Here is a 21936-nt window from a genome sequence, read left to right as displayed (position 1 = left end):
GTCTGCCTCTAAGTGCATCCGCAAAGACCCATGCTCCAAAGCTGCACATGCCGTGTTGAGACTCAAGAGTCGCCCTGGCAGCTTTGTCGGCGGGGATTTGCGAAAACGAATGAATGAAAAAGAATCGTCAAGGAAGAGCCCGCAGTGCGGACGTGCAGCCGAAGCTGACTTCGGGGAATTGCGCTACCTAAACGCGGCCCGGTTAAAGGCCGGCGCGCACTATACCGGAATTTGCCAAAAAAGGGAGCTTTTTTTATCGGTGAAATACAGTTGTCACCGCTGTGTAACGGGGTTTTGCGGATAATCGGGCAAAGGTCTATTTTTCAAAGACCCCGGCCCTGCGGGCGATGGCGCTTAAACGATTCACCGACGTGCGGCATCTGGTCGCTGCACCCTTTCTTCCCGTCCGAGGAAACACCCATGAATCAGCCCTGCCCCGGCCGCGTCAGCCGTGCGCGCCACGGTCACGTCCATTTGATTGGCCTGGACCGTGCAGCCAAGCGCAATGCTTTCGATCTGGATTTGCTCAATGACCTGGCCCTGGCCTACGGTGAATTCGAGGCCGACAGCGACGCGCGGGTGGCCGTGGTGTTCGGGCATGGTGAGCATTTCACCGCCGGGCTCGACCTGGTCAACGCCAGTTCCGCCCTCGCCCAGGGCTGGCAGGTGCCGCCCGGCGGTTGCGATCCGTGGGGCGTATTTGTCGGGCCACGGGTCAGCAAACCGGTGATCGTCGCCGCGCAAGGCTATTGCCTGACCATCGGTATCGAGCTGATGCTCGCCGCCGACATCAACCTGTGCGCCAGCAACACCCGATTCGCGCAGATGGAAGTGCAGCGCGGGATCTTTCCGTTCGGCGGTGCGACGTTGCGCTTTCATCAGATAGCCGGCTGGGGCAATGCCATGCGCTGGCTGCTGACCGGCGACGAGTTCGATGCCCATGATGCGTTGCGCCTGGGCCTGGTGCAGGAAGTCATGGCCAGCGAAGACTTGCTGCCACGCGCCATCGAACTGGCCGAACGGATCGCCCGACAGGCGCCGCTGGGGGTGCAGGCGACGCTGATGTCGGCACGTCAGGCGCGCTATGAAGGCGAGACCGCAGCGGCGCAGAGCTTGCCGCCGCTGGTGAAGAAATTGCTGGCCAGTGAGGATGCCAAGGAAGGCGTGCGCTCGCTGGTGGAGCGCAGACCGGGGGTCTTCAAAGGCATCTGAGGTTCAGGTCGCCGGGCGAATAGCCTTGATCAACGACTGCAACGAGTACCCCAGCTTCGGCGCGAGCGCTTCAGCCCGGGCGGTGAGCGCCTGCATGTCCAGCACCTGATCGAGATCCGCCGGCACGATCAGAATCACGTTGCCCTCCTTCACCGGCAGTTCCCAGTAATGTCGGTGATAGAGCCCGCGCAACAGCGCCGCCCCCAGAGGCTTGCCGTCATCGGTGGCCCACTGGTTGATCACCAGCCAGCCGCCGGGATTCAGACGTTTCTGACAGTCACCGAGGAAATTCCACGCAAGGTGAGCGGCACCGGGGCCGACATCGGTGTAGAGGTCGACGAAGATCAGATCCGCCGGTTCGGCCGTCGGCAGCAGTTCGATTGCATCGCCAACGCGGATATACAGCCGCGGATCGTCATCGAGACCGAGGTATTCGATGGCCAGACGCGGCACATCCGGGCGCAACTCGATGGCTTCGACATCTTCCAGCGGCAGGAACTTGAGGCAGGCCTGGGTCAGCGTGCCAGCGCCAAGGCCGAGAAACAGTGCACTCTCCGGTTGCTCATGGCACAACGCGCCAATCAGCATCGCCCGGGTGTAGTCGTACTCCAGCCAGCTCGGGTCGGCGGTAAACACGCAGCTTTGCTCGATGGCGTCGCCGAACTCCAGAAAGCGGTAGTCGGCCACTTCCAGTACGCGAATCACGCCGAACTCATCCTGTACCTCGGCGAGCAACAGCTCGACGCGCTCCTCAGTCATTTCGTCTCCTGGTGGTCACCGCTGTGGCGCCGTGGCAAAGCGGCGATTGTCGGCGATGCGGCGGGAGCAGGTCACGCACTAATTGCTGCTAACATGGCCGTCCGTGCGTAGAACCATAGAGACCGTGATGAGCCAACCCTGGAGCCCTGACAGCTGGCGCGCCTTGCCGATCCAGCAACAACCCCAATACCCCGACGCCGCGCACCTGCGCCAGGTCGAGCAGACGCTGGCCAGCTATCCGCCGCTGGTGTTTGCCGGCGAAGCGCGGGAGCTGCGTCGTCAGTTTGCCGAAGTCACCCAGGGCCGGGCGTTCCTGCTACAAGGCGGCGACTGCGCGGAAAGCTTCGCCGAGTTCTCCGCCGCGAAGATTCGCGACACCTTCAAAGTGCTGCTGCAAATGGCGATCGTCATGACCTTCGCCGCCGGTTGCCCGGTGGTGAAAGTCGGGCGCATGGCCGGCCAGTTCGCCAAGCCGCGCTCGGCCAACGACGAGACCATCGACGGCGTGACCCTGCCGGCCTACCGTGGCGACATCGTCAACGGCATCGGCTTCGACTCGGCCAGCCGCGTGCCGGATCCGGAGCGTCTGCTGCAGTCCTATCACCAGTCCACCGCCACCCTCAACCTGTTGCGCGCCTTCGCCCAGGGCGGTTTTGCCGACCTGCATCAGGTGCACAAGTGGAACCTCGATTTCATCGCCAACTCGGCGCTGGCGGAGAAGTACAGCCACCTCGCCGACCGCATCGATGAAACCCTGGCGTTCATGCGCGCCTGCGGCATGGACAGCTCGCCGCAACTGCGCGAGACCAGTTTCTTCACGGCCCACGAAGCGCTGCTGCTGAACTACGAAGAAGCCTTCGTGCGCCGCGACAGCCTGACCAACGATTACTACGATTGCTCGGCGCACATGCTGTGGATCGGCGACCGCACCCGTCAGCTCGACGGCGCCCACGTCGAATTCCTGCGCGGCGTGAACAACCCGATCGGTGTCAAAGTCGGCCCGAGCATGAACCCCGACGACCTGATCCGCTTGATCGATGTGCTCAACCCGGACAACGATCCGGGCCGCCTCAACCTGATCGCGCGGATGGGCGCGAACAAGGTTGGCGATCACCTGCCGGCGCTGATCCGCGCGGTGCAGCGCGAAGGCAAGCAGGTGCTGTGGAGTTCCGACCCGATGCACGGCAACACCATCAAGGCCAGCAGCGGCTACAAGACTCGCGACTTCGCGCAGATCCTTGGCGAGGTTAAGCAGTTCTTCCAGGTTCACGAAGCAGAAGGCAGCTACGCCGGCGGCATCCACATCGAAATGACCGGGCAGAACGTCACCGAATGCATCGGTGGCGCGCGGCCGATCACCGAAGATGGCTTGTCGGATCGCTATCACACCCATTGCGACCCACGGATGAACGCCGATCAGTCGCTGGAACTGGCGTTTCTGATTGCCGAGACGTTGAAACAGGTCAAACGCTAAACCGCGATGACGTTGGCTCGGTCGTTTTCGACTTGAGCCAACGCCACCCGCAACCGCCCGGCACTTTCGCGCTGGCAATTGAGCAGCACCTGCTCCAGCCCCAACCAATCCGCCATCTGCCGCAAGTTCAGCGCCAACGCCAGCATCCCCGCCTCATCCAGCCCCGGTTCTTCCTCGTGCACCGCATGCACCGCCAATCGCCCCGCAGCCCGCTCGGCGCGCAGATCAACCCGCGCAGCAATCCGTTCGTTGTGCAGGAACGGCAGCACGTAATAGCCGTAGACCCGCTTGTCCTGCGGCGTATAAATCTCCAGCCGATAGCGGAAGTCGAATAGCCGCTCGGTGCGACTGCGTTCCCAGATCAGCGAATCGAACGGCGACAGCAATGCGCTGGCCTCGACTTTGCGCGGGACTTTCGGTTCGGGCAGGCAGTAGGCAATCTGACGCCAGCCAGCAACTTCGCAGGTCAGCAGTTGCCCGGCCTCGACCAGCTCCGCCAGGCGCGGTCGGGCATCGGCAGGGTTCAGGCGGAAGTAATCGCGCAGGTCTTTTTCCGTGCCTACGCCCAACGCCTCAGCCGCGTGCAGCAGCAAACCGCGCTGCGCCTCGGCCTCATCGGGCAATGGCTGTTGCAGCACGGACGCCGGGATCACTCGCTCCGGCAAGTCATACAGCCGTTCGAAGCCGCGCCGCCCGGCCACGGTGACTTCGCCGGCGGCAAACAACCATTCCAGCGCATGTTTTTCCGCACTCCAGTCCCACCAGGGCCCGGCCTTTTCCTCGCGGGTCGACAGGCTGCCGGCGCCGAGTGCGCCCTGCTCTTCGACCGACGCCAACACCTGGCGAATGGTGTCCTGTTGCTCACGGCCGAAACGCGCCAGTTGCTGATAGATATCCTCACCGCGCTTGGCTCGCTGCATGCGCCAGCCCATCAATGGGTACATCGACAGCGGCAGCAATGACGCTTCATGGCCCCAGTATTCGAACAGCGAACGACGTCGCCCCGAACTCCAGGCAGCCTGGTCGAGCAAGTCAGCAGAATAGGAACCGAGACGGGAAAACAACGGCAGGTAGTGCGAGCGCACCACCGCATTGACTGAGTCGATCTGCAACAGACCGAGGCGTTCGATCAGCCGGTTGACGTGCATCGCCTTGACAGCCGGCGGCTGGCGCCCGTGAAACCCTTGGGCAGCCAGTGCCAGACGTCGAGCCTGTTTAAGGGAAAAGGACAATGTCGCGGGCATGTGTACCTCCATGTCTGCTCGCAACCTACCTCACCTGAAAGTGGTTTGTGTAGCGATGGCCTCATCATTTATGCATCGGATCGTCCCAGAACGGCCGAATCGCTTCGTGCTCGACATCGGCACGGCTGACCCCGATGTCCTTCAACGCTTCGTCGCTCAGACTGGCGAGCAGCTCGCGTTCGCGGTGAAGTTCGTACCAGCGGCTAAACTTGTGCAGCAGATCGGAAATCAGATGGACCGGCACTCTTTCATCGCTCACATACAGTTTTTGACCTTTCATCGTGTTGCCCTCCTTTAGGGATGGCTCAAGTCTCGCGCCGGGGCTACGATCAATCCAACGAATGTTTCTGATGGCAAGCATCACGGAGATTCATCAATTGTCGGCGTACCCCAGTATCGATACCGATGTCCTGCGTACCTTTGTCGCAATTGCCGATCAGGGCGGTTTTACCCGCGCCGGCGAAATGGTCAACCGCACTCAGTCGGCGGTGAGCATGCAGATGAAGCGTCTGGAAGAGGACGTGTTGCAGCGCCAGTTGTTCGAGCGCGACGGGCGTCAGGTGCGCCTCACCGCCGAAGGCCAGGTGTTGCTCGGCTACGCGCGGCGCATCCTGAAATTGCACAGCGAAGTCTTCAACACCCTGCGCGAACCACACATGGTCGGCACGGTGCGGATCGGTACGCCGGACGATTACGTAATGCGGTTTCTGCCGGGGATCCTGTCGCGCTTTGCCCAGTTCTATCCACTGATCCAGATCGAAGTGCATTGCGAGTCGACCAAACAGTTGCTGCAGCGCACGGACCTGGATCTGTCGATCGTCACCCGCGAGCCGGGCAACGAGATTGGCCAGTTGCTGCGCAAGGAGCGTTTCGTCTGGGCCGAGGCACAGAATTTCAGCGCCCACGAGCAGACGCCGTTGCCGCTGGCGATGTTCAACAGTGATTGCTTCTGCCGCCTGTGGGCCTGCAATGCGCTGGACGCCATGGGCCGTGAATACCGGATTGCCTACAACAGCACCAGCCTGTCGGCGTTGATGGCGGTGGTGAGCGCGGGTCTGGCGATCACCGCGCAACTGGAAAGCCTGATCACCCCGGACTTGCGAATTCTCGGTGCCGCCGAAGATCTGCCGCTGTTGCCCGAGGCCAGCATCATGCTGATCCGCAATCTGAACAATCCGTCGCCGATCACCGAATGCCTGGCCGAGCACATCGTCGAAGGTTTCAAACTTTAAAGGCGAGCATCACCGCACACAGCACCAGGAACCCGCAGAACAGCCCACGCAGGAGTTTTTCCGGCATCGCGTGGGCCACCTTCACGCCCCAACTGATGCTGGCCAGACCGCCGATGGCCAGCGGCAGGCCGATCATCCAGTCCACTTCGTGGTGCACCGCGTACGTCACCAGCGTGACACCGGTGCTCGGCAATGCCAGCGCCAGCGACAGGCCTTGAGCGACCACCTGAGTGGTGCCGAACAGGCTGGTCAGCACCGGCGTCGCCACCACTGCCCCACCGACACCGAACAGGCCGCCCATAGTGCCCGACGCCGCGCCGAGCACGCCCAGCCACGGCCATGAATAACGCATCTCGGAAGTCGCCGCCGGACGCGCGCCGAACATGCGCACGAGGTTGTACGCTGACAATGCCACAAGGAACGCGACAAAACCGATGCGCATGGTTTGCGCGTCGATGCCCACGGCCCAGATCGAGCCGATCCATGCAAAGCAGAACCCCATCACTGCCAGCGGCAACGCGTGCCTGAGTTCGATGCGATTGCGCTGGTGATAACGCCACAGCGCCAGCATCACGTTCGGCACCACCATCACCAGCGCCGTGCCTTGGGCGATCTGCTGATCGAGCCCGAACCACACGCCCAACAGCGGAATGGCGATCAAGCCGCCGCCGATTCCGAATATCCCACCCAGGGTGCCGAGGGCGGCGCCAGACAACAGGTACAGCAAAAACTCGATCACAGCAGAATTCCTCATACGTCAGGGGATTCATCCTACGCAGTCGGCGCTGGCACGGAAACGCACAGCAACGCACAATGGCTGTGCCAAATTCGCATAGGCACTGAGCTGATTCATGAATCCCAATCAATTGACCGAACAACTCGGGTTGTTTCTCGATGTGCTGGAGAGTGGCAGTTTTTCCGCCGCCTCGCGCCGGCATCCGCTGACGCCATCGGCCGTCGCCCGGCGTATCGACAGCCTGGAAAGCGCTGTCGGCAGCCAGTTGTTCATCCGCAGCACTCATGCGGTGCGCGCCACGCCGGCCGGCCTGGCGTTTGCCGAACGGGCGCGGCGGATCGTTGCCGAACTGCAACTGGCCCGCGCTGAAGCCGTTTCCCTGAGCAGCGCGCCGGAAGGCTTGATCCGGGTGGATGCGCCGGCAGCGTTCGGGCGTCGGCATCTGGCGCCAGTGATTGCCGACTTTCTGGTGCTGTATCCGGGGCTGGACGTGCAACTGCATCTGATCGACAGCTTCGTCGACATGGACGGCTCGAACCTGGGCAAGGTCGATCTGGTGTTGCGCGCCGGGCAAATGGCCGATACCCGACTGGTCGCCACACCGCTGGCGAGCATGGTGCGCATCGCTTGCGCCAGCCCCGACTATCTCAAGCGTCGGGGTGTGCCGAGCGAGCCGGCACAACTGGGTGAACATGACGGCCTCGATTGGGACGGCCTCGCCCCGCCCTTCGCCTGGCGATTCGAACAGGACGGGCAGATGCAGTTGCATCGCCCGGCGCGGGTTCGCATGAGCGCCAACAACGCCGAGGCTCTGGTGTGCGGTGCACTTGCGGGCCTCGGAATCGCGCATCTGCCGACCTGGCTGGCCAGCGAATACTTGCTGCGCGGCGAACTGCTGCCGCTGTTCTGTGACAACGGCCTGCCAAAACCGGAGAGCACCGGCATCTACGCGCTGCGACTGGAACAACAGGCCAGCTCCCGCAGCCGCCTGCTGCTGGAATACCTCAAGACCCGCTTCAGCCCCGTGCCACCGTGGGATCTGGCACTGCAACGGGAACTGGGCCGGCACTGACCGATTCGCCACCGGGCACAATTGTCTGGCGCATTAAAGATTCGAGCGCTAGATTCATCTGCATCACCGTTCAAGGCACCGACATGACCACCACCCGCGACACCACCGACCACTGCGAAGAGCTGCTGCTCGACAATCAGGCCTGCTTCGCCCTGCATTCCACTTCGCTGATGATGACCAAGGTCTACAAACCGCTGTTGCAAGCGCTTGGCCTGACTTATCCGCAGTATCTGGCGATGATGGTGCTGTGGGAGAAGGATGGTTTGACCGTCGGAGAAATCAGCACGCGCCTGCTGACCGATCCGGGTTCGCTAACCCCGCTGCTCAAGCGCCTGGAAGGTGAAGGTTTGCTGAGCCGAACTCGAAGCCGCGAGGATGAACGGGTGGTGATCGTCGAATTGACCGCACAGGGCCGCGCCTTGAAAGACAAGGCCCGAACCGTTCCGCAATGCATTCTGGGGGCCAGTGGCTTCACGCTGGAGCGCCTGCAAAACCTGCAAGCCGAGTTGCAGGCCTTGCGCGGTCATTTGCAGGACAGCCTCACTTAAGCCTCCCCCTTTCCCTGTAGGAGCGACCTCGCACCTACAGGGAAATCGCGCCTTTCTCTGCTTTCCCCCTCTCCCGCAAAATTTTTTCTCTCTCGTTTTCCCTTCGTAAAAAACTTTTATATCAAAGAGTTGAGATCTCTTCTCAGCCTGATCCATGCCTCGGTTTCATCATTTTTCAAAAATTTATCTTGCGCGCTAAATATTCGCGCAGTACATTTACTTCGCACCTAGTTAGCGCGCAAATAATTAGCGCAATAAATCACACTCAATGAGGCTCACACCATGCAAACTCTCTACACCGCAATCGCAACCTCCACTGGCGGCCGTGACGGTCGTGCGATCTCCAGCGACAACATCCTCGACGTCAAATTGGCCACCCCGAAAGAACTCGGCGGTGCCGGCGGCGCAGCCACCAACCCTGAGCAACTGTTCGCTGTCGGCTACTCGGCCTGCTTCATCGGCGCGCTGAAATTCGTTGCCAGCCAGACCAAACGCAAAATCCCGGACGACGCCTCGATCACCGCTCACGTCGGCATCGGTCAGATTCCTGGTGGTTTCGGTCTGGACATCGACCTGCACATCAACCTGCCGGGCCTGGAACAGGCTGACGCACAAAGCCTGGTCGACGCCGCCCACCAGGTCTGCCCGTACTCCAACGCCACCCGTGGCAATGTCGATGTGCGCCTGCACGTCACCGTGTAATCACTGACACCCAGGCCCGAACAGGAAATGAACATGAACACTTTCAGCAAAGTCTTGACCGGTACCCTTCTCGCCCTGTCCGTTCACAGCGCATTCGCCGGTGACGTCGAGCACAACACTCAGGCGTTCCTCGATGTGCTGAACGCCGGCACCGGCAAACCGATGGAACAACTGACGCCCAAGGATGCCCGCGCCGTACTGACGGGCGCACAGTCCGGGGTCAAACTGACGCTGCCCAAGGCAGACGTCAGCGAGAAGACCATCCAGGTCGATGGCCAACCGTTGAGCCTGACCATCGTCCGGCCGGCCGGGGTCAAGGGTGAGCTACCGGTGTTCATGTTCTTCCACGGCGGCGGCTGGGTGCTGGGAGATTTCCCGACCCACGAACGTCTGGTGCGGGATCTGGTGGTCGGCTCGGGGGCCGCGGCGGTGTTCGTCAACTACACCCCTTCGCCGGAAGCGCATTACCCGGTGGCGATCAACCAGGCTTACGCGGCAACCAAATGGGTGGCCGAACACGGCAAAGAGATCAACGTCGACGGCAAGCGTCTGGCGGTGGCGGGCAACAGTGTCGGCGGCAACATGGCGGCAGTCGTCGCCTTGATGGCCAAGGACAAAGGCACGCCAGCGATCAAGTTCCAGGTGCTGTTGTGGCCGGTGACCGATGCCAGTTTCGATACCGGCTCGTATAACCAATATGCCGAGGGGCACTTCCTCACCCGAAACATGATGAAGTGGTTCTGGGACAACTACACCACCGACGCCAACCAGCGTAACGAGATCTACGCCTCGCCGCTGCGGGCCACGACTGCACAATTGAAAGGTCTGCCGCCCGCATTGGTGCAGACCGCCGGGGCCGACGTGTTGCGTGACGAAGGTGAAGCCTACGCCCGCAAACTCGACGAAGCCGGCGTGCCGGTGACCTCGGTGCGCTACAACGGCATGATCCACGACTACGGTTTGCTCAACGTGGTCAGCCAGGTGCCGGCGGTGCGCTCGGCGATGTTGCAGGCCTCGGAAGAACTGAAACAACACCTGAAGCAGTAATTTTCATCAGGCACAAAAAAGCCCGACTCAATGGTCGGGCTTTTTCTTTCCGCAAAAACCAGTGCTTATTTGGCACGGCCTTTGTAGGAACCGCCTTCGCGGGTATCGATCTCGATCTTGTCACCGATTTCGATGAAGTCGGCAACCTGCAGCTCAGTACCGTTGCTCAGCTTGGCTGGCTTCATGACTTTGCCGGAAGTGTCGCCACGAGCCGAACCTTCGGTGTAGTCAACTACGCGCACGATGGTGGTCGGCAGCTCTACGGAAACCAGACGCTCTTCGAAGAACACGGCTTCGCAAACGTCGGTCATGCCTTCTTCAACGAAAGGCAGAACGCTTTCGATGTCTTCGGCGTTCAGCTCGTACATGGTGTAGTCGCTGGTGTCCATGAACGTGTAGGTGTCGCCGCTGATGAAGGACAGGGTCGCTTCTTTGCGGTCCAGGATCACGTCGTCCAGCTTGTCGTCCGCACCGTAAACGGTTTCGGTCTTGTAACCGGTCAGCAGGTTCTTCAGCTTGGTCTTCATGATCGCGCTGTTACGGCCCGATTTGGTGAATTCAGCTTTCTGAACCAGCCAAGGATCGTTGTCGATACGGATCACGGTACCGGGTTTGAGTTCTTTACCAGTTTTCATTGCGAATATCCGAATTTGGATGGGATTTACAAAAATCTAGGCCGCGTATCATATCCAATTTCGGTAAAACTGTACCAGCGCCGTCGCAAGATCGGCCTGCAAGGCCTGTTCCAGACACCATGCTTCGGCATTTTTCTGCAGTTCGGGCCAGTATTTACGGGCCTCAAGCCAGTGCTCGCCGATAGGCTGCCCGGCACTCCAGGCTCGCCAGAGACCGTTCATCGCCTCGGCAGCTTCCGTCGAAAGGCCTTTTCCATAGAGCGCGAGGAAGGCATCGAGCTTGTCCAGATGGATATCTTCGTCCTGCTGATAGATGTGCCACAACATCGGCCGCCCTGCCCACTGCGCCCGGATGAACGAGTCTTCGCCGCGCACCGCGTTGAAATCGCAGCACCACAGCAGTTGATCGTATTGATCCTGACGGACGAACGGCAGCACCTGCACAATCAGCGATCGATCGACATGCACAGCGCCGACAGCCAGCGAGTCGACGCCGAGCCAACGTGCGACATCACCGAGAATCCGCCCTTCCGGCACCAGCAGATGAGTGGGCGTCGAATCGGCCGCGAGTACATCCAGCCAACTGGCGAGCCCGGCATTCTCGTAGGCGAACAGCGAAATCAGTTGCGCATCGGGCGCCGGAACCACACCCAACGCCTGCAGGAATTGTCGCTGCGCCTCGGGATCCTGCTGAAACCGCTGACGTCGCTCAAGCAATCCGCTTTCACGCAATAACCCGCCAGTGCCCGCCTGGAATCCCGGGAAGAAAAAGATCTTCTGCACGGACTTGTACTTCACCGAAGGCAGGCCGTGGCAGCCGGCCACCCAGTCTTCGGCGCTGAGATAGTCGAGGTTCATCCACAATGGCGGCTTTTCCCGCTCGGCCATGGCGTCCATGTAGGCACCCGGCAACTGGCAGGCGAACGCGGCGATCACTACATCGGCGGCGTCCGTTTCCGGCCATTCTGCCGGCCAGTGCCGGACTTCAACGCCCTGTTGCCATTGCGCGTCGAGATTGATGTCGAGTTCCGGGCAAATCCGTTCGAACGCGCGCAGATCATCGACCCACAGCCGCACTGCCAATGCATGCTCGGCCACCAGTTGCCGGGCCAGACGCCAGGTCACCCCGATGTCGCCGTAGTTGTCGACCACGGTGCAAAAGATGTCCCAGCGGGTTTTCGGTTGCGGCATTCAAGACTCCCGTTGGCAAAAGCGACGATTGTCCGCATAAATGTCTGCGTGCAGAAGAGCCGACGACGATTAATCTTCGTGCGACAATCGCCACTTGCCCGCAATCATCCGCCAGGAGGCAGCCATGCCCTACCGCCCAAACCCGCGTCGCCCCTTGCCTGTTCAGCTTAGCGCGCTGCAATTGACCGGCAGCATTGCCTTGGGCCTGTGGCTGGGTTTCCTGGCCATTGCGCTGACCTGCTGGCTCATTTCACGCTTTGTCTTCAATGAACAACTGGCGCCGGTTGCCCAGGCCGTACAACAACTGGCCAATCCACCGGCGGTACGAGCGGTGCCGGATATTCCTCCACAAAGCCCGTTGTTCGAGCAGTACGAAGAAAACCTGCGCAAGAACGAGCAGCAGAACCGCCTCGATCAGGCCCGCAGCAGCACGCGCAACCAGTCGAACCCGAAATGTCAGTTCTGGCTCCAGCAGGATCAGACGGCCCCAAGCGAAAAAAGCCGCGCCAACGTCCTGCAATTCTGCGATTGATCATGAACAAGCACGCCGTCCATCAACTGATTCTCGACAAACTGCGCGTCGACCTCGATATCGCCGAACGCGCCGCGCAAACCGCTTACGAAACCGCGACCCACGAAGAGAACATCGCCGAAAACAAGTACGACACTCTCGGACTTGAGGCGTCGTACCTGGCGGCCGGGCAAGCGAAACGGGTCGAGGAGATCCGCCAGTCACTGGCGGTCTGCCAGAACCTGACGCTTCGGGCCTATGACGATCAACGCGGAATTGAAATCGGCGCCCTGCTCGGTCTGGAAGACGAAAAGGGTCGCGAGCAATGGCTGTTTCTGGCGCCGGATGCGGCGGGACTGAAAGTCGACGTGGTCGGTCAGCCGATTACCGTCATCACCCCGCGCTCGCCGCTGGGCAAAAGCCTGCTGGGCAAGTTCGAGGGCGATGAGGTGGAGATTCTGGTGGCGGGCACCCGGCAACAGTTTGCTGTCACCGAGGTGCTGTAGACAGGGGCTTAGTGAACCGGCAGTTCAACGCCTTCGAACAGCTCTTCGAGTTCCTGCTTGTTGTGGCACTGAATGGCCTTGGCCATGACTTCGCGGGTCAGGTGTGGCGCAAATTTCTCGATGAAATCGCACATGAAACCACGCAGGAAAGTGCCGCGACGGAAACCGATCTTGGTCACGCTGGATTCGAACAGTTCGCTGGCATCGAGTACCACCAGGTCGTTGTCGAGTTTGGTATCGACGGCCATTTTCGCCACGATGCCGACACCCAGCCCCAGGCGCACGTAGGTTTTGATCACGTCGGCGTCGGCGGCGGTGAACACCACTTTCGGCGTCAGGCCACGATGGCTGAAAGCCTCGTCGAGTTTCGAACGGCCGGTGAAGCCGAACACGTAAGTCACGATCGGGTATTCGGCCAGCGCTTCGAGGGTCAGCTTCGGCAGCTTGGTCAGCGGGTGGCCCTGAGGTACAACCACGCAGCGGTTCCAGCGGTAGCACGGCATCATCACCAGATCGCCGAACAGCTCCAGCGCTTCGGTGGCGATGGCGAAATCGACGGTGCCATCAGCGGCCATTTCGGCGATCTGCATCGGCGAACCCTGGTGCATGTGCAGCGCCACGTCCGGGTATTGCTTGATGAAATTGCTGATCACCGGCGGCAGCGCATAACGTGCCTGGGTGTGAGTGGTGGCGATCGACAGGGTGCCTTTTTTCTCGTTGGAGAATTCCTGGGCGATCTGCTTGATGCTCTCGACCTTGCGCAGAATCTCACCGGCGGTGGTGATGATGCGCTCGCCGGCCGGAGTGACACGGGTCAGGTGCTTGCCACTGCGGGCGAACACTTCGACGCCCAGTTCGTCTTCCAGCAGACGGATTTGCTTACTGATGCCCGGTTGCGAGGTGTAGAGACTTTGGGCTGTAGCGGAAACGTTGAGGTCGTGGTGCGCCACTTCCCAGATGTAGCGCAATTGTTGAAGCTTCATATGAATCCCTCAAAGCAGGTAGACGCCACGGGCATCAGCGACGGTATATAACTATATTAATGGTTTGAAGAATAAATCTAGAACTTTTTTATCAAAACGCCATTATTCCCGCCTCAGCGATCCTCCCGACGCCGACGCTCCACCAGCGGCACCATGTAAACCGGCACCTTGGACAATTGCAGCAAGCGAGTCGCCGTGCGCCCCAACGGTGTTTCCGCCCCAACCCCGTGGCTGTGACTTCCTACGATCAGCAAATCGACGGAGAGTTTCTGTACCTGGTCGAGAATCACCTGAGACGGATCGCCCTGCAGCACCCGCACCGCACGAATCCGCAGCAGATCCTGCTCGCCTTCGTCCCCCAGTTCTTCGCGAAAACTGTCCAGCACCCGTTGCTCGATATTGGCGATGACGGTTTTCAGACCCTGACTGTGAAATTCGTTCAACGCCTGCTCGTCGAGATAGCTCTGCAACACCGATTCGGCAAACAGCCCCATGGGTTCCACCGCGTGCACCACATACAAGTCGGCATTGAATATTCGAGCCATCGCCAAGGCATGCTGCATCACTAACGGTGCGTACAGACCGAGGTCAGTGGCATACAGCATCGAACGAATCATATGACCTCCTCGCTAGCCAACATGGCGGAGATTTGATTCAGCTTAGCAGTGCCTTGGCGAGTACGACGTGCGACGCAACGTCTTGAACCACGTGGGCTTTAGACCGCCGGTTCGTTGCTGATGCCGTGCGGGACATGGCCGGTGGCAACCACCTCCCGGGCCAGCTCGCAGTGACCGGCCTGATCGTCGAAAAACACGTCGGCGGCAAAGGCTTCGAGGAACGCCGATTTGGTCAGGCCGCCGAGGAACAGCGACTCGTCCAGACGGATGTCCCACTCGCGCAAAGTGCGGATCACCCGCTCGTGAGCCGGCGCCGAACGCGCGGTGACCAGCGCGGTGCGGATCGGACAGGCGTCGTCCGGGAACTCGCGCTGCAACAGATTGAGCGCCGCGAGGAAGCCTTTGAACGGCCCGCCACGCAACGGCTCACGAGCGGATTCACGCTCCTTGGCCTGGAAGGCTTCGAGGCCGCCGGATTGATAGACCCGCTCCGATTCGTCGGAAAACAGCACCGCATCGCCGTCAAAGGCGATGCGCAATTCATCGCTGGCCGCACGGCTGGCGCCGCCGGAAAGAATGGTCGCCGCCGCAAAGCCGTTATCCAGCGCCGAGCGCACGTCTTCAGCATGGGTAGAAAGAAACAGGTCGCAACCGAACGCTTTGAGATAAGGATAAGGACTGCGCCCGCCGACAAATGCCGCGCGGGAAATCGCCAAGCCGTAATGATCGATCGAGTTGAACACCCGCAGGCCGGTGTCGGCACTGTTGCGCGACACCAGAATCACCTCGACCCGGGCACGGCCGAGGCGACTGTTGAGGTTGAGCAGTTTTTCCACCAGCGGAAAGGCATCGCCCGGCGCGAGGATTTCGTCTTCGTGCTCGATCTGATATTGCCGATAGGCTTCGACGCCGCTCGACAGATACACCTTGTGACTCTCGCTCAGGTCGAACAGGGCACGGGACGAAATCGCCAGCACCAGTTTGTCATCGATGTTCTTGGCCATGCCTTCCCCCAAATCCCCTCAAGAAACCGACTCAGGTGTTACGCCGGTCGATGAAACGCAAATTGCGGTACAACGCTTCGATGCGCGGCAGCTCGCAACCTGCCGCTTTTGCCGCTGCCAAGGGTCGAGCGTAGATGGCGTCCAGTTCCAGCGGTCGTTTGTGCAGAAAATCGTGGTACATGCTCGGCCAATAGTCGGGCATTTTCTCGGTCATCATGAACAGATATTCGGCGTAACCGGGCGGCATGTCATGACCACAGGCCTTGGCGCCCTGCACCACTTCGGCCATCAGCGCCTGGATCAGCCCGCGGCTGTCGGCATCGGCCATCAGCGGCGTGGTGCTCGCCCCGAGCAACACCGAAAGACCATTGTAGGGAATGTTCCAGACAAGTTTCTGCCAGCGCGCCTGATGCAGGTTCGGCATCGCCTGTGAATCGATGCCCGCAGTGCGGAACAGACCAACGCCCTCCTCGACGATCGCCATGCGCGCCGCATCATCGGCTGCCGGACCGCTGTGATAACCCACGTTCACCGCCCCCAGCGCCTGATGAGTGATGTGGCCCGGGCCTTCCCGGTGAACGCAGATCAGGCACAAGCCGCCCAGCAAGTGGAGTGAATCGGGCAGCAATGCGCGAAGACTGTCCTCGACGTCCAGGCCGTTCTGCAGCACCAGCACTTTCGCGTCGGGTTTGGCCGCTTGAATGATCGACGGCGCCAGCCCGGCATTGCTGGTGGTCTTGGCGCCGACCAGCAACCAGTCACAGGGCGGCATGTCTTCAGCCGAGGAATAGGCCTGCACCGGATTCAGCGTCAGCGTGCCGTGAACCGCACTGTCCACCTGCAAACCACGTTCGGCGACGGCGGAAAACTCGCTGCGCAGTAAAAAGTGCACATCGAACCCGGCCCGGGCCAGCATCAAGCCGTAAAACCCTCCAATTGCGCCGGTACCGATAATCCCCACGACCGGTCTGTTCACTGCTCCCATCACGGCAACTCCTCTGCAATTCGACCCAGCGCCTGGGCCACGGCTGCGTTCAGCTCCGTGGCGTTCAAGCGCGTGTGTACTGCCCCAAAGAACTCGCCGTCGCGCACCACGAACAGCGCCGGCAAATGAAAGACCTGATAACGCTCGACCAACCCGCCGTTGTTGCCAGCGTCGATCCAGCACACGCGATCGACCGCCAGATCGAGCCCTGGCAACACTTCGCGGGCATATCGGCAGCTGGCGCAGCCGACACTGGTGAAAATCACCAGCGAAATGCCGTTCATCGCCAGCAGCCGTTGGTCGGCGTCGAAATCGGTCAGTTCCGATTCGAACACTATACTGGGGGAAACAATGTCAAATGGCCGACACAGGGAGTCTGTGCTCATGGGACGGTTTATTCCTCATCCGGATGATGTGCCCGTCGAATTAACGTTGCTCAAACCTGAGTGCATTTCGCGGCAACAGCTGCACACTATCAGCCTCGGCGGCATCGCTTGCAATTACCACCGCGCCTGGCGTCATGGCACCGCGCTGCAAGTGCGCATGCCCACACTCAATGCCGACTTCGCCTATCCGGGCTATGTGGCCTGGTGCTTGCGCCGTAAAAAAGGTTATCTGGTGGGCATTGCGTTCACCGATGAACAGACGCTGTTCAGTGCGCGAATGGGTGAGCAGGTGTGTCAGATCGAGCGTTATTGCCGAATCAACGATGCCCACGATGACCTGCAGGATATCCAGGCGCGAGCGCTGCAATGGGTCGAGCAGCACGCCGAAGAATTCTCCCACGACAGCGTTCGCAAAGCTTTTGCGTAACCAGAGCTGGACTGAACAGTTACTTGCCCATTGTCTAGCAGGCGTCTAACGCGATAAGGTTCGGCTCCCCGACGCGCTTAAATCTGCTGTGCTCCGCCGCGCGGGGATCGCTGGCGGCCGGCACCCGTGACCTGACGAGTAAACGATGGCTGATTTACCGATCAACGACCTAAACGTCGCCTCCAACGAGACACTGATCACTCCCGATCAGCTCAAGCGTGATATCCCTCTGAGCGACGCTGCCCTGCGCACCGTCACCAAGGGTCGCGAAGTCATCCGCAACATTCTCGATGGCACCGACCACCGTCTGTTCGTGGTCATCGGGCCTTGCTCGATCCACGACATCAAGGCTGCCCACGAGTACGCCGAGCGCCTGAAGGTGTTGGCGGCGGAAGTGTCGGACACCTTGTATCTGGTCATGCGCGTGTACTTCGAAAAACCGCGGACCACCGTCGGCTGGAAAGGCCTGATCAACGACCCGTACCTGGACGACTCGTTCAAGATCCAGGACGGTCTGCACATCGGTCGCCAGTTGCTGCTGGACCTGGCCGAGAAAGGCCTGCCGACCGCCACCGAAGCCCTCGACCCGATCTCCCCGCAGTACCTGCAGGATCTGATCAGCTGGTCGGCCATCGGCGCCCGCACCACCGAATCCCAGACCCACCGTGAGATGGCTTCCGGCCTGTCCTCGGCGGTCGGTTTCAAGAACGGCACCGACGGCGGCCTGACCGTGGCGATCAACGCCTTGCAGTCAGTCTCCAGCCCGCACCGTTTCCTGGGTATCAACCAGGAAGGTGGCGTGTCGATCGTCACCACCAAGGGCAACGCCTACGGTCACGTGGTATTGCGCGGCGGCAACGGCAAGCCGAACTACGATTCGGTCAGCGTTGCCCTGTGCGAACAGGCGCTGAACAAGGCGAAGATCAAGCCGAACATCATGGTCGATTGCAGCCACGCCAACTCCAACAAGGATCCGGCCCTGCAACCGCTGGTGATGGAGAACGTCGCCAACCAGATCCTCGAAGGCAACCAGTCGATCATCGGCCTGATGGTCGAGAGCCACCTGAACTGGGGTTGCCAGGCGATTCCGAAAGACCTCGCCGACCTGCAATACGGCGTCTCGATCACCGATGCCTGCATCGACTGGTCGGCCACCGAAAACACCTTGCGCAGCATGCACGCCAAGCTCAAGGATGTGCTGCCGAAACGTCAGCGCAGCTGATAGCCGTTTCGCAGGCATAAAAAAACGCCGGGCATTGCCCGGCGTTTTTGTGTGTGCGGTGTGAGGTCAGTCAGATCTTGGCGGTGCGCCGCTGATGACGCTCCATGTAGCGCTCCACGTAGGAGCACGACGGAATCACCGTGTAGCCCATTTCATCGGCGTACTGCAGCGCCCGTTCGGTCAGGGCTGCCGCGATACCTCGGCCACGCAATGCGTTGGGCACGAAGGTGCGGTAGATATCCAGGGTCTGTTTCCCCAGATCCATATAGGTCAGGTAGGCACGATGACCGTCCACATTGGTCTCGAACTGATGACCAGCCTGGTCATGGTGGATGGACAACGCCTCGCTCATCACTACTCCTCGCGGGTCTCGAATTCTGACCCCTACCTTACCGATGTTTTCCCGGCGAAGGAACATCTACGCCACCCCGTGCCTGATGGACACCGAGAAGAACTGCACCGATCTCGCGCAACCCGAGCACGTATCAAATAGTAGGCACCAATGGCGAAAATGCTCAAGGCGCACTCGTCATCGTGCTGATTGACGGGGCAGCTCCGGTGGACTCAGGGCCGGTTCGGGAGACGCTCGTCCCGAGCCGAAAGGCTGAACATCGCCGGATGTTGAGACTTAAGACGTGCCTGGTTTTTTAAAGTCACCTGAACATGGACAAAGATAGGTGAGACGCTGCACAAAAACGCAACAAAAGTGTGGACGAATCCATATAGACAGACTCTAGCCACTACCCGCAAAACAGCACCGGACCACGGGAACTTTTTCTCATTAACTCGCTCATCTCGGGCCTTGCAGCTGAATATTTTTTATACAACCCAGTTAAAAGTTGCTCGAAAAAGAATCAACGCCTACAATTTTTTTTGCTTCTTGCCTTACGTCAGTTTACTTACTACAAGTAATGGGTAGTATGTACGCCGGCTATTTCCTCAATCGGAGGAGACAGCCACTTAATTGAAAGTCCTTGAAGGGGAACACGATGAACAACGTTCTGAAATTCTCTGCTCTGGCTCTGGCCGCAGTTCTGGCTACCGGTTGCAGCAGCGCATCGAAAGAAACCGAAGCACGTCTGACCGCTACTGAAGACGCAGCTGCTCGCTCCCAGGCTCGTGCAGACGAAGCTTACCGTAAAGCTGATGAAGCTCTGGCTGCTGCTCAAAAAGCACAACAGACTGCTGACGAAGCTAACGAGCGTGCTCTGCGCATGCTGGAAAAAGCTAGCCGCAAGTAATAGTCCTTCGGGATTGTTATCAAGCCGACCCGTTTTTCGGGTCGGCTTTTTTTTGCCTGAAATTTTCTTCATGCAATAAAAAACCCGCCGACGCGCAAGCATCGGCGGGTTCTTTTTATCGGCTTACTGCTGCAAGTCGATCGGTGCGCTGGAGACGATCGGCGCCGAGGTGTTCGGCGTGCCGATTTCGGTTGGCAGGCCATCTTCGGCCGCGACTACATCACGGACGACATCCCAGTTCATGCGCAGGTTGTTGGTGATGTCTTCGCGCTTGAGCATCGCATTGATCACGGCGGTGTGCTTGTCGACCACTGACGGGTTGCCCTTGTCGTCGATCGGTGTGTGCGCTTCCAGGTAGACCTTGCCGCCACTGCGACCGAACTTGTACGCATCGTTGAGGATTCGCACCGACGTGCCCACCGGCACCATGCCGGCCATTTCCAGCACGTTGTTGTTGAACATGCGGAAGCAGCCGTGGCTGGTGCGCATGCCGATGCCGAACTTCTTGTTCGAACCGTGGATCAGGTAGCCCGGTGTGCCCAGGGTGAACTTGAACGGGCCCAGCGGGTTGTCCGGACCGGCCGGCACCACGTTCGGCAGCGGATCGCCATCGGCGGCGTGTTCTGCCTTGATCGAGGCTGGCGGTGTCCAGGTCGGATTCGGCGTCTTGGCAGTGATCGTGGTGTGGGCAATCGGCGAGCCCCAGCCTTCGCGACCGATACCCAGCGGGAAGGTGTACACCACGTTCCGGCCTTTCGGGTAGTAGTAGAGGCGGTACTCGGCCAGGTTGATCACGATGCCTTCACGTGGACCCGGCGGCAGAATGAAACGGGTCGGCAGGACCACTTCGGTGCCCGCACCCGGCAACCAGGCATCGACGCCCGGGTTGGCCGCAACCATTTCCGAATAGCCCAGATCGTAGGTGGTGCCCAGATCGGCAAAGGTGTCTTCGTACTTGGCCTTGATCACCTGCACCTGGCCGATGATGTCCTCACCAGGTGGTGGCAGGGGAAACTCCAATGCGGCAACGGGGCCGGCCACACACAGGGCGGCAAGAGACAGGCAGCGGGTGACGGCAGGGAAACGCGGCAACATCCGGAGAATCCTTCGCAAGATCGACAAGGGTATAAGAACGCGATTGTACACCGCGCCCAGGGAATTCGGGGAGATGCGCCGATGGGCAGGCAGAACTCTTCATAATTGAAGCCGCCGCCAGCTCGGGCTGTGTTCGAAAGATGCTTGCGCTTAAAGCTCGAAACGCAGCTCAGGCCAGATCGGCGAGGTTCCACGCTTCTGCGATTCGAGAATCGCCCGGCACAGCGAGCACAGGCGCTGATCCTGAAACACCCGGCGATCCACGCTCGACCAGCGCGGTTGCGCCGGCAGCAGACTGCCGCACAGGGTTCGGTCAGCCGAGCCACCGAGCTCCAGTTGACGGGTCACCAGATGCACCCGCACTTCCTGGCAGGCGAACAGATCCAGCTGTTCGTCAGGCTCGATCAGTTGGTAGGCAAACAGGGACCAGGCAGAACGCGGCATCGGGGGCTCCATTTAGGGGGGCGCCACATTAGCCGAAAGCCTGCCGCTAGAAAAGCCTCATAGCAGCGGTTTTAGCGTAGGCCAGACATTTTCCAGCAACTTGCCCTGAGCCCCGACCGCCGGGTGCAGACCATCGGCCTGCATCAAGTCGGGATGGCCACCGATTCCGTCGAGGAAAAACGGCACCAGCGGGATCTTTTTCTCCTCGGCCAGTTGGCCGTACACCTGCGCGAACGCATCGGTGTAGCGCTTGCCGTAATTGGGCGGCAATTGCATGCCGAGCAACAGCACCCGGGCACCGCTTTGACGGGAGCTGTCGATCATCGCCGCAAGGTTTTGTTGCAATTGCGTCGGCGGCATTCCGCGCAGGCCATCGTTGCCGCCCAACTCGAGGATCACCAGCTCCGGCTTATGCTCTGCAAGCAGCGCCGGCAGGCGCGCCTGGCCTCCGGCACTGGTGTCGCCGCTGATGGAGGCATTGACCACTTTATCGTCAAAACCTTCGGCCTTGAGCCGCTGCTCGAGCAGCGACACCCACCCCAACCGGGTATCCAGTCCGAAACCGGCGCTGATACTATCGCCAACGATCAGGACTGTACCCGCCGCTGCGTTCTGGGCCATGCACATCAAGGCCAGGCCAGCACTCAAAAACCACACACGCAT

General features: G+C 60.3%; 27 protein-coding genes. 12 read left to right on the top strand and 15 right to left on the bottom strand.

Translation table 11 applies throughout. The features are described 5' to 3' along the window. The first annotated feature begins 420 nt into the window (after positions 1-420). Positions 421-1212, top strand: a complete 792-nt coding sequence (locus AC3WRD_RS14760) for a crotonase/enoyl-CoA hydratase family protein (protein ID WP_096821077.1) — start codon at positions 421-423, stop codon at positions 1210-1212. 3 nt (positions 1213-1215) lie between these two features. On the opposite strand, the gene AC3WRD_RS14755 is transcribed toward AC3WRD_RS14760, so the two are convergent. Continuing rightward, complete coding sequence (locus tag AC3WRD_RS14755) at positions 1216-1971, bottom strand: spermidine synthase (protein WP_096821076.1); 756 nt, start codon at positions 1969-1971, stop codon at positions 1216-1218. Between the two features lie 127 nt (positions 1972-2098). On the opposite strand from AC3WRD_RS14755, the gene AC3WRD_RS14750 reads away from it, so the two are divergent. Continuing rightward, positions 2099-3445, top strand: a complete 1347-nt coding sequence (locus tag AC3WRD_RS14750) for a class II 3-deoxy-7-phosphoheptulonate synthase (RefSeq protein ID WP_007955704.1) — start codon at positions 2099-2101, stop codon at positions 3443-3445. Here AC3WRD_RS14750 and AC3WRD_RS14745 read toward each other — a convergent pair. Together AC3WRD_RS14745 and AC3WRD_RS14740 are read right to left on the bottom strand one after the other, a co-directional pair. Continuing rightward, entirely contained in the window at positions 3442-4689 is a 1248-nt protein-coding gene (locus AC3WRD_RS14745) for a winged helix-turn-helix domain-containing protein (RefSeq protein WP_102620443.1), read from the bottom strand. The two genes, AC3WRD_RS14750 and AC3WRD_RS14745, sit on opposite strands and share 4 nt — an antisense overlap. Before the next feature lie 64 nt (positions 4690-4753). Then, positions 4754-4969, bottom strand: coding sequence for a DUF1127 domain-containing protein (locus tag AC3WRD_RS14740; protein WP_085607148.1), 216 nt, complete (start codon positions 4967-4969; stop codon positions 4754-4756). Positions 4970-5066: 97 nt separating this feature from the next. Between AC3WRD_RS14740 and AC3WRD_RS14735 the strand changes: the two genes are divergently transcribed. Continuing rightward, positions 5067-5921, top strand: a complete 855-nt coding sequence (locus tag AC3WRD_RS14735) for a LysR substrate-binding domain-containing protein (protein ID WP_007955701.1) — start codon at positions 5067-5069, stop codon at positions 5919-5921. Here AC3WRD_RS14735 and AC3WRD_RS14730 read toward each other — a convergent pair. Next, positions 5911-6660, bottom strand: coding sequence for a sulfite exporter TauE/SafE family protein (locus AC3WRD_RS14730; protein ID WP_173861322.1), 750 nt, complete (start codon positions 6658-6660; stop codon positions 5911-5913). The two genes, AC3WRD_RS14735 and AC3WRD_RS14730, sit on opposite strands and share 11 nt — an antisense overlap. Positions 6661-6772: 112 nt before the next feature. Between AC3WRD_RS14730 and AC3WRD_RS14725 the strand changes: the two genes are divergently transcribed. The 4 genes from AC3WRD_RS14725 to AC3WRD_RS14710 all read left to right on the top strand — a co-directional run bounded on the left by AC3WRD_RS14725 (position 6773) and on the right by AC3WRD_RS14710 (position 10026). Beyond that, complete coding sequence (locus tag AC3WRD_RS14725) at positions 6773-7729, top strand: LysR family transcriptional regulator (protein ID WP_102620445.1); 957 nt, start codon at positions 6773-6775, stop codon at positions 7727-7729. Positions 7730-7812: 83 nt separating this feature from the next. After that, positions 7813-8277 (top strand): MarR family winged helix-turn-helix transcriptional regulator, encoded by a 465-nt coding sequence (locus AC3WRD_RS14720; protein ID WP_102620446.1) that lies wholly within the window; start codon positions 7813-7815, stop codon positions 8275-8277. A gap of 282 nt (positions 8278-8559) precedes the next feature. Further along, a complete protein-coding gene (locus AC3WRD_RS14715; RefSeq protein ID WP_102620447.1) occupies positions 8560-8979 on the top strand; it encodes an organic hydroperoxide resistance protein in 420 nt (139 codons plus the stop codon). 33 nt (positions 8980-9012) lie between these two features. Next, complete coding sequence (locus AC3WRD_RS14710) at positions 9013-10026, top strand: alpha/beta hydrolase (protein ID WP_096821071.1); 1014 nt, start codon at positions 9013-9015, stop codon at positions 10024-10026. A 65-nt stretch (positions 10027-10091) separates the two neighbouring features. Here the strand turns inward: AC3WRD_RS14710 and AC3WRD_RS14705 are convergent, their stop codons facing one another. Together AC3WRD_RS14705 and earP are read right to left on the bottom strand one after the other, a co-directional pair. Further along, a complete protein-coding gene (locus AC3WRD_RS14705) occupies positions 10092-10661 on the bottom strand; it encodes an elongation factor P (protein ID WP_096821070.1) in 570 nt (189 codons plus the stop codon). Positions 10662-10709: 48 nt separating this feature from the next. Then, positions 10710-11852, bottom strand: a complete 1143-nt coding sequence (gene earP / locus AC3WRD_RS14700; RefSeq protein WP_102620448.1) for an elongation factor P maturation arginine rhamnosyltransferase EarP — start codon at positions 11850-11852, stop codon at positions 10710-10712. Between the two features lie 124 nt (positions 11853-11976). Here earP and AC3WRD_RS14695 point away from each other — a divergent pair, with 124 nt between their 5' ends. Together AC3WRD_RS14695 and AC3WRD_RS14690 are read left to right on the top strand one after the other, a co-directional pair. Further along, positions 11977-12384, top strand: a complete 408-nt coding sequence (locus tag AC3WRD_RS14695) for a hypothetical protein (protein WP_102620449.1) — start codon at positions 11977-11979, stop codon at positions 12382-12384. Between the two features lie 2 nt (positions 12385-12386). Then, positions 12387-12869, top strand: a complete 483-nt coding sequence (locus tag AC3WRD_RS14690) for a GreA/GreB family elongation factor (protein ID WP_096821067.1) — start codon at positions 12387-12389, stop codon at positions 12867-12869. 8 nt (positions 12870-12877) lie between these two features. On the opposite strand, the gene cysB is transcribed toward AC3WRD_RS14690, so the two are convergent. The 5 genes from cysB to AC3WRD_RS14665 form a co-directional block, all read right to left on the bottom strand. Further along, on the bottom strand, positions 12878-13852 hold the full coding sequence (gene cysB / locus AC3WRD_RS14685) for an HTH-type transcriptional regulator CysB (RefSeq protein ID WP_007955684.1): 975 nt from the start codon (positions 13850-13852) through the stop codon (positions 12878-12880). A 113-nt stretch (positions 13853-13965) separates the two neighbouring features. Continuing rightward, a complete protein-coding gene (locus AC3WRD_RS14680) occupies positions 13966-14469 on the bottom strand; it encodes a universal stress protein (RefSeq protein ID WP_085730577.1) in 504 nt (167 codons plus the stop codon). 98 nt (positions 14470-14567) lie between these two features. Further along, positions 14568-15473: a 5'-nucleotidase gene (locus tag AC3WRD_RS14675; RefSeq protein WP_096821066.1), complete on the bottom strand. Its 906-nt coding sequence runs from the start codon at positions 15471-15473 to the stop codon at positions 14568-14570. A gap of 31 nt (positions 15474-15504) precedes the next feature. Next, positions 15505-16458 (bottom strand): putative 2-dehydropantoate 2-reductase, encoded by a 954-nt coding sequence (locus tag AC3WRD_RS14670; protein ID WP_102620450.1) that lies wholly within the window; start codon positions 16456-16458, stop codon positions 15505-15507. Beyond that, a complete protein-coding gene (locus AC3WRD_RS14665; RefSeq protein ID WP_096821064.1) occupies positions 16458-16844 on the bottom strand; it encodes a thioredoxin family protein in 387 nt (128 codons plus the stop codon). Before AC3WRD_RS14665 ends, AC3WRD_RS14670 begins: the two co-directional genes overlap by 1 nt. Here AC3WRD_RS14665 and AC3WRD_RS14660 point away from each other — a divergent pair. Together AC3WRD_RS14660 and AC3WRD_RS14655 are read left to right on the top strand one after the other, a co-directional pair. Next, complete coding sequence (locus AC3WRD_RS14660) at positions 16843-17271, top strand: PilZ domain-containing protein (RefSeq protein ID WP_085730573.1); 429 nt, start codon at positions 16843-16845, stop codon at positions 17269-17271. The two genes, AC3WRD_RS14665 and AC3WRD_RS14660, sit on opposite strands and share 2 nt — an antisense overlap. Before the next feature lie 145 nt (positions 17272-17416). After that, on the top strand, positions 17417-18493 hold the full coding sequence (locus tag AC3WRD_RS14655) for a 3-deoxy-7-phosphoheptulonate synthase (RefSeq protein WP_042560279.1): 1077 nt from the start codon (positions 17417-17419) through the stop codon (positions 18491-18493). A 70-nt stretch (positions 18494-18563) separates the two neighbouring features. On the opposite strand, the gene AC3WRD_RS14650 is transcribed toward AC3WRD_RS14655, so the two are convergent. After that, the gene (locus AC3WRD_RS14650) at positions 18564-18845 is read right to left on the bottom strand and encodes a GNAT family N-acetyltransferase (protein WP_007955658.1); all 282 of its coding nucleotides are present in this window, start codon (positions 18843-18845) and stop codon (positions 18564-18566) included. Between the two features lie 637 nt (positions 18846-19482). Here AC3WRD_RS14650 and oprI point away from each other — a divergent pair. Continuing rightward, entirely contained in the window at positions 19483-19734 is a 252-nt protein-coding gene (gene oprI / locus AC3WRD_RS14645; protein ID WP_003183784.1) for an outer membrane lipoprotei OprI, read from the top strand. 123 nt (positions 19735-19857) lie between these two features. Here oprI and AC3WRD_RS14640 read toward each other — a convergent pair whose 3' ends face one another. The 3 genes from AC3WRD_RS14640 to AC3WRD_RS14630 all read right to left on the bottom strand — a co-directional run bounded on the left by AC3WRD_RS14640 (position 19858) and on the right by AC3WRD_RS14630 (position 21936). Further along, the gene (locus AC3WRD_RS14640; RefSeq protein ID WP_096821063.1) at positions 19858-20829 is read right to left on the bottom strand and encodes a L,D-transpeptidase family protein; all 972 of its coding nucleotides are present in this window, start codon (positions 20827-20829) and stop codon (positions 19858-19860) included. A 150-nt stretch (positions 20830-20979) separates the two neighbouring features. After that, the gene (locus tag AC3WRD_RS14635; protein WP_007955656.1) at positions 20980-21273 is read right to left on the bottom strand and encodes a hypothetical protein; all 294 of its coding nucleotides are present in this window, start codon (positions 21271-21273) and stop codon (positions 20980-20982) included. A gap of 57 nt (positions 21274-21330) precedes the next feature. After that, on the bottom strand, positions 21331-21936 hold the full coding sequence (locus AC3WRD_RS14630) for an arylesterase (RefSeq protein WP_096821062.1): 606 nt from the start codon (positions 21934-21936) through the stop codon (positions 21331-21333).

The organism is Pseudomonas sp. FW215-R2, from assembly GCF_058789255.1.
Note: the sequence above shows the minus strand (reverse complement) of the source record. Positions and strands in the feature narration are given on the sequence as shown.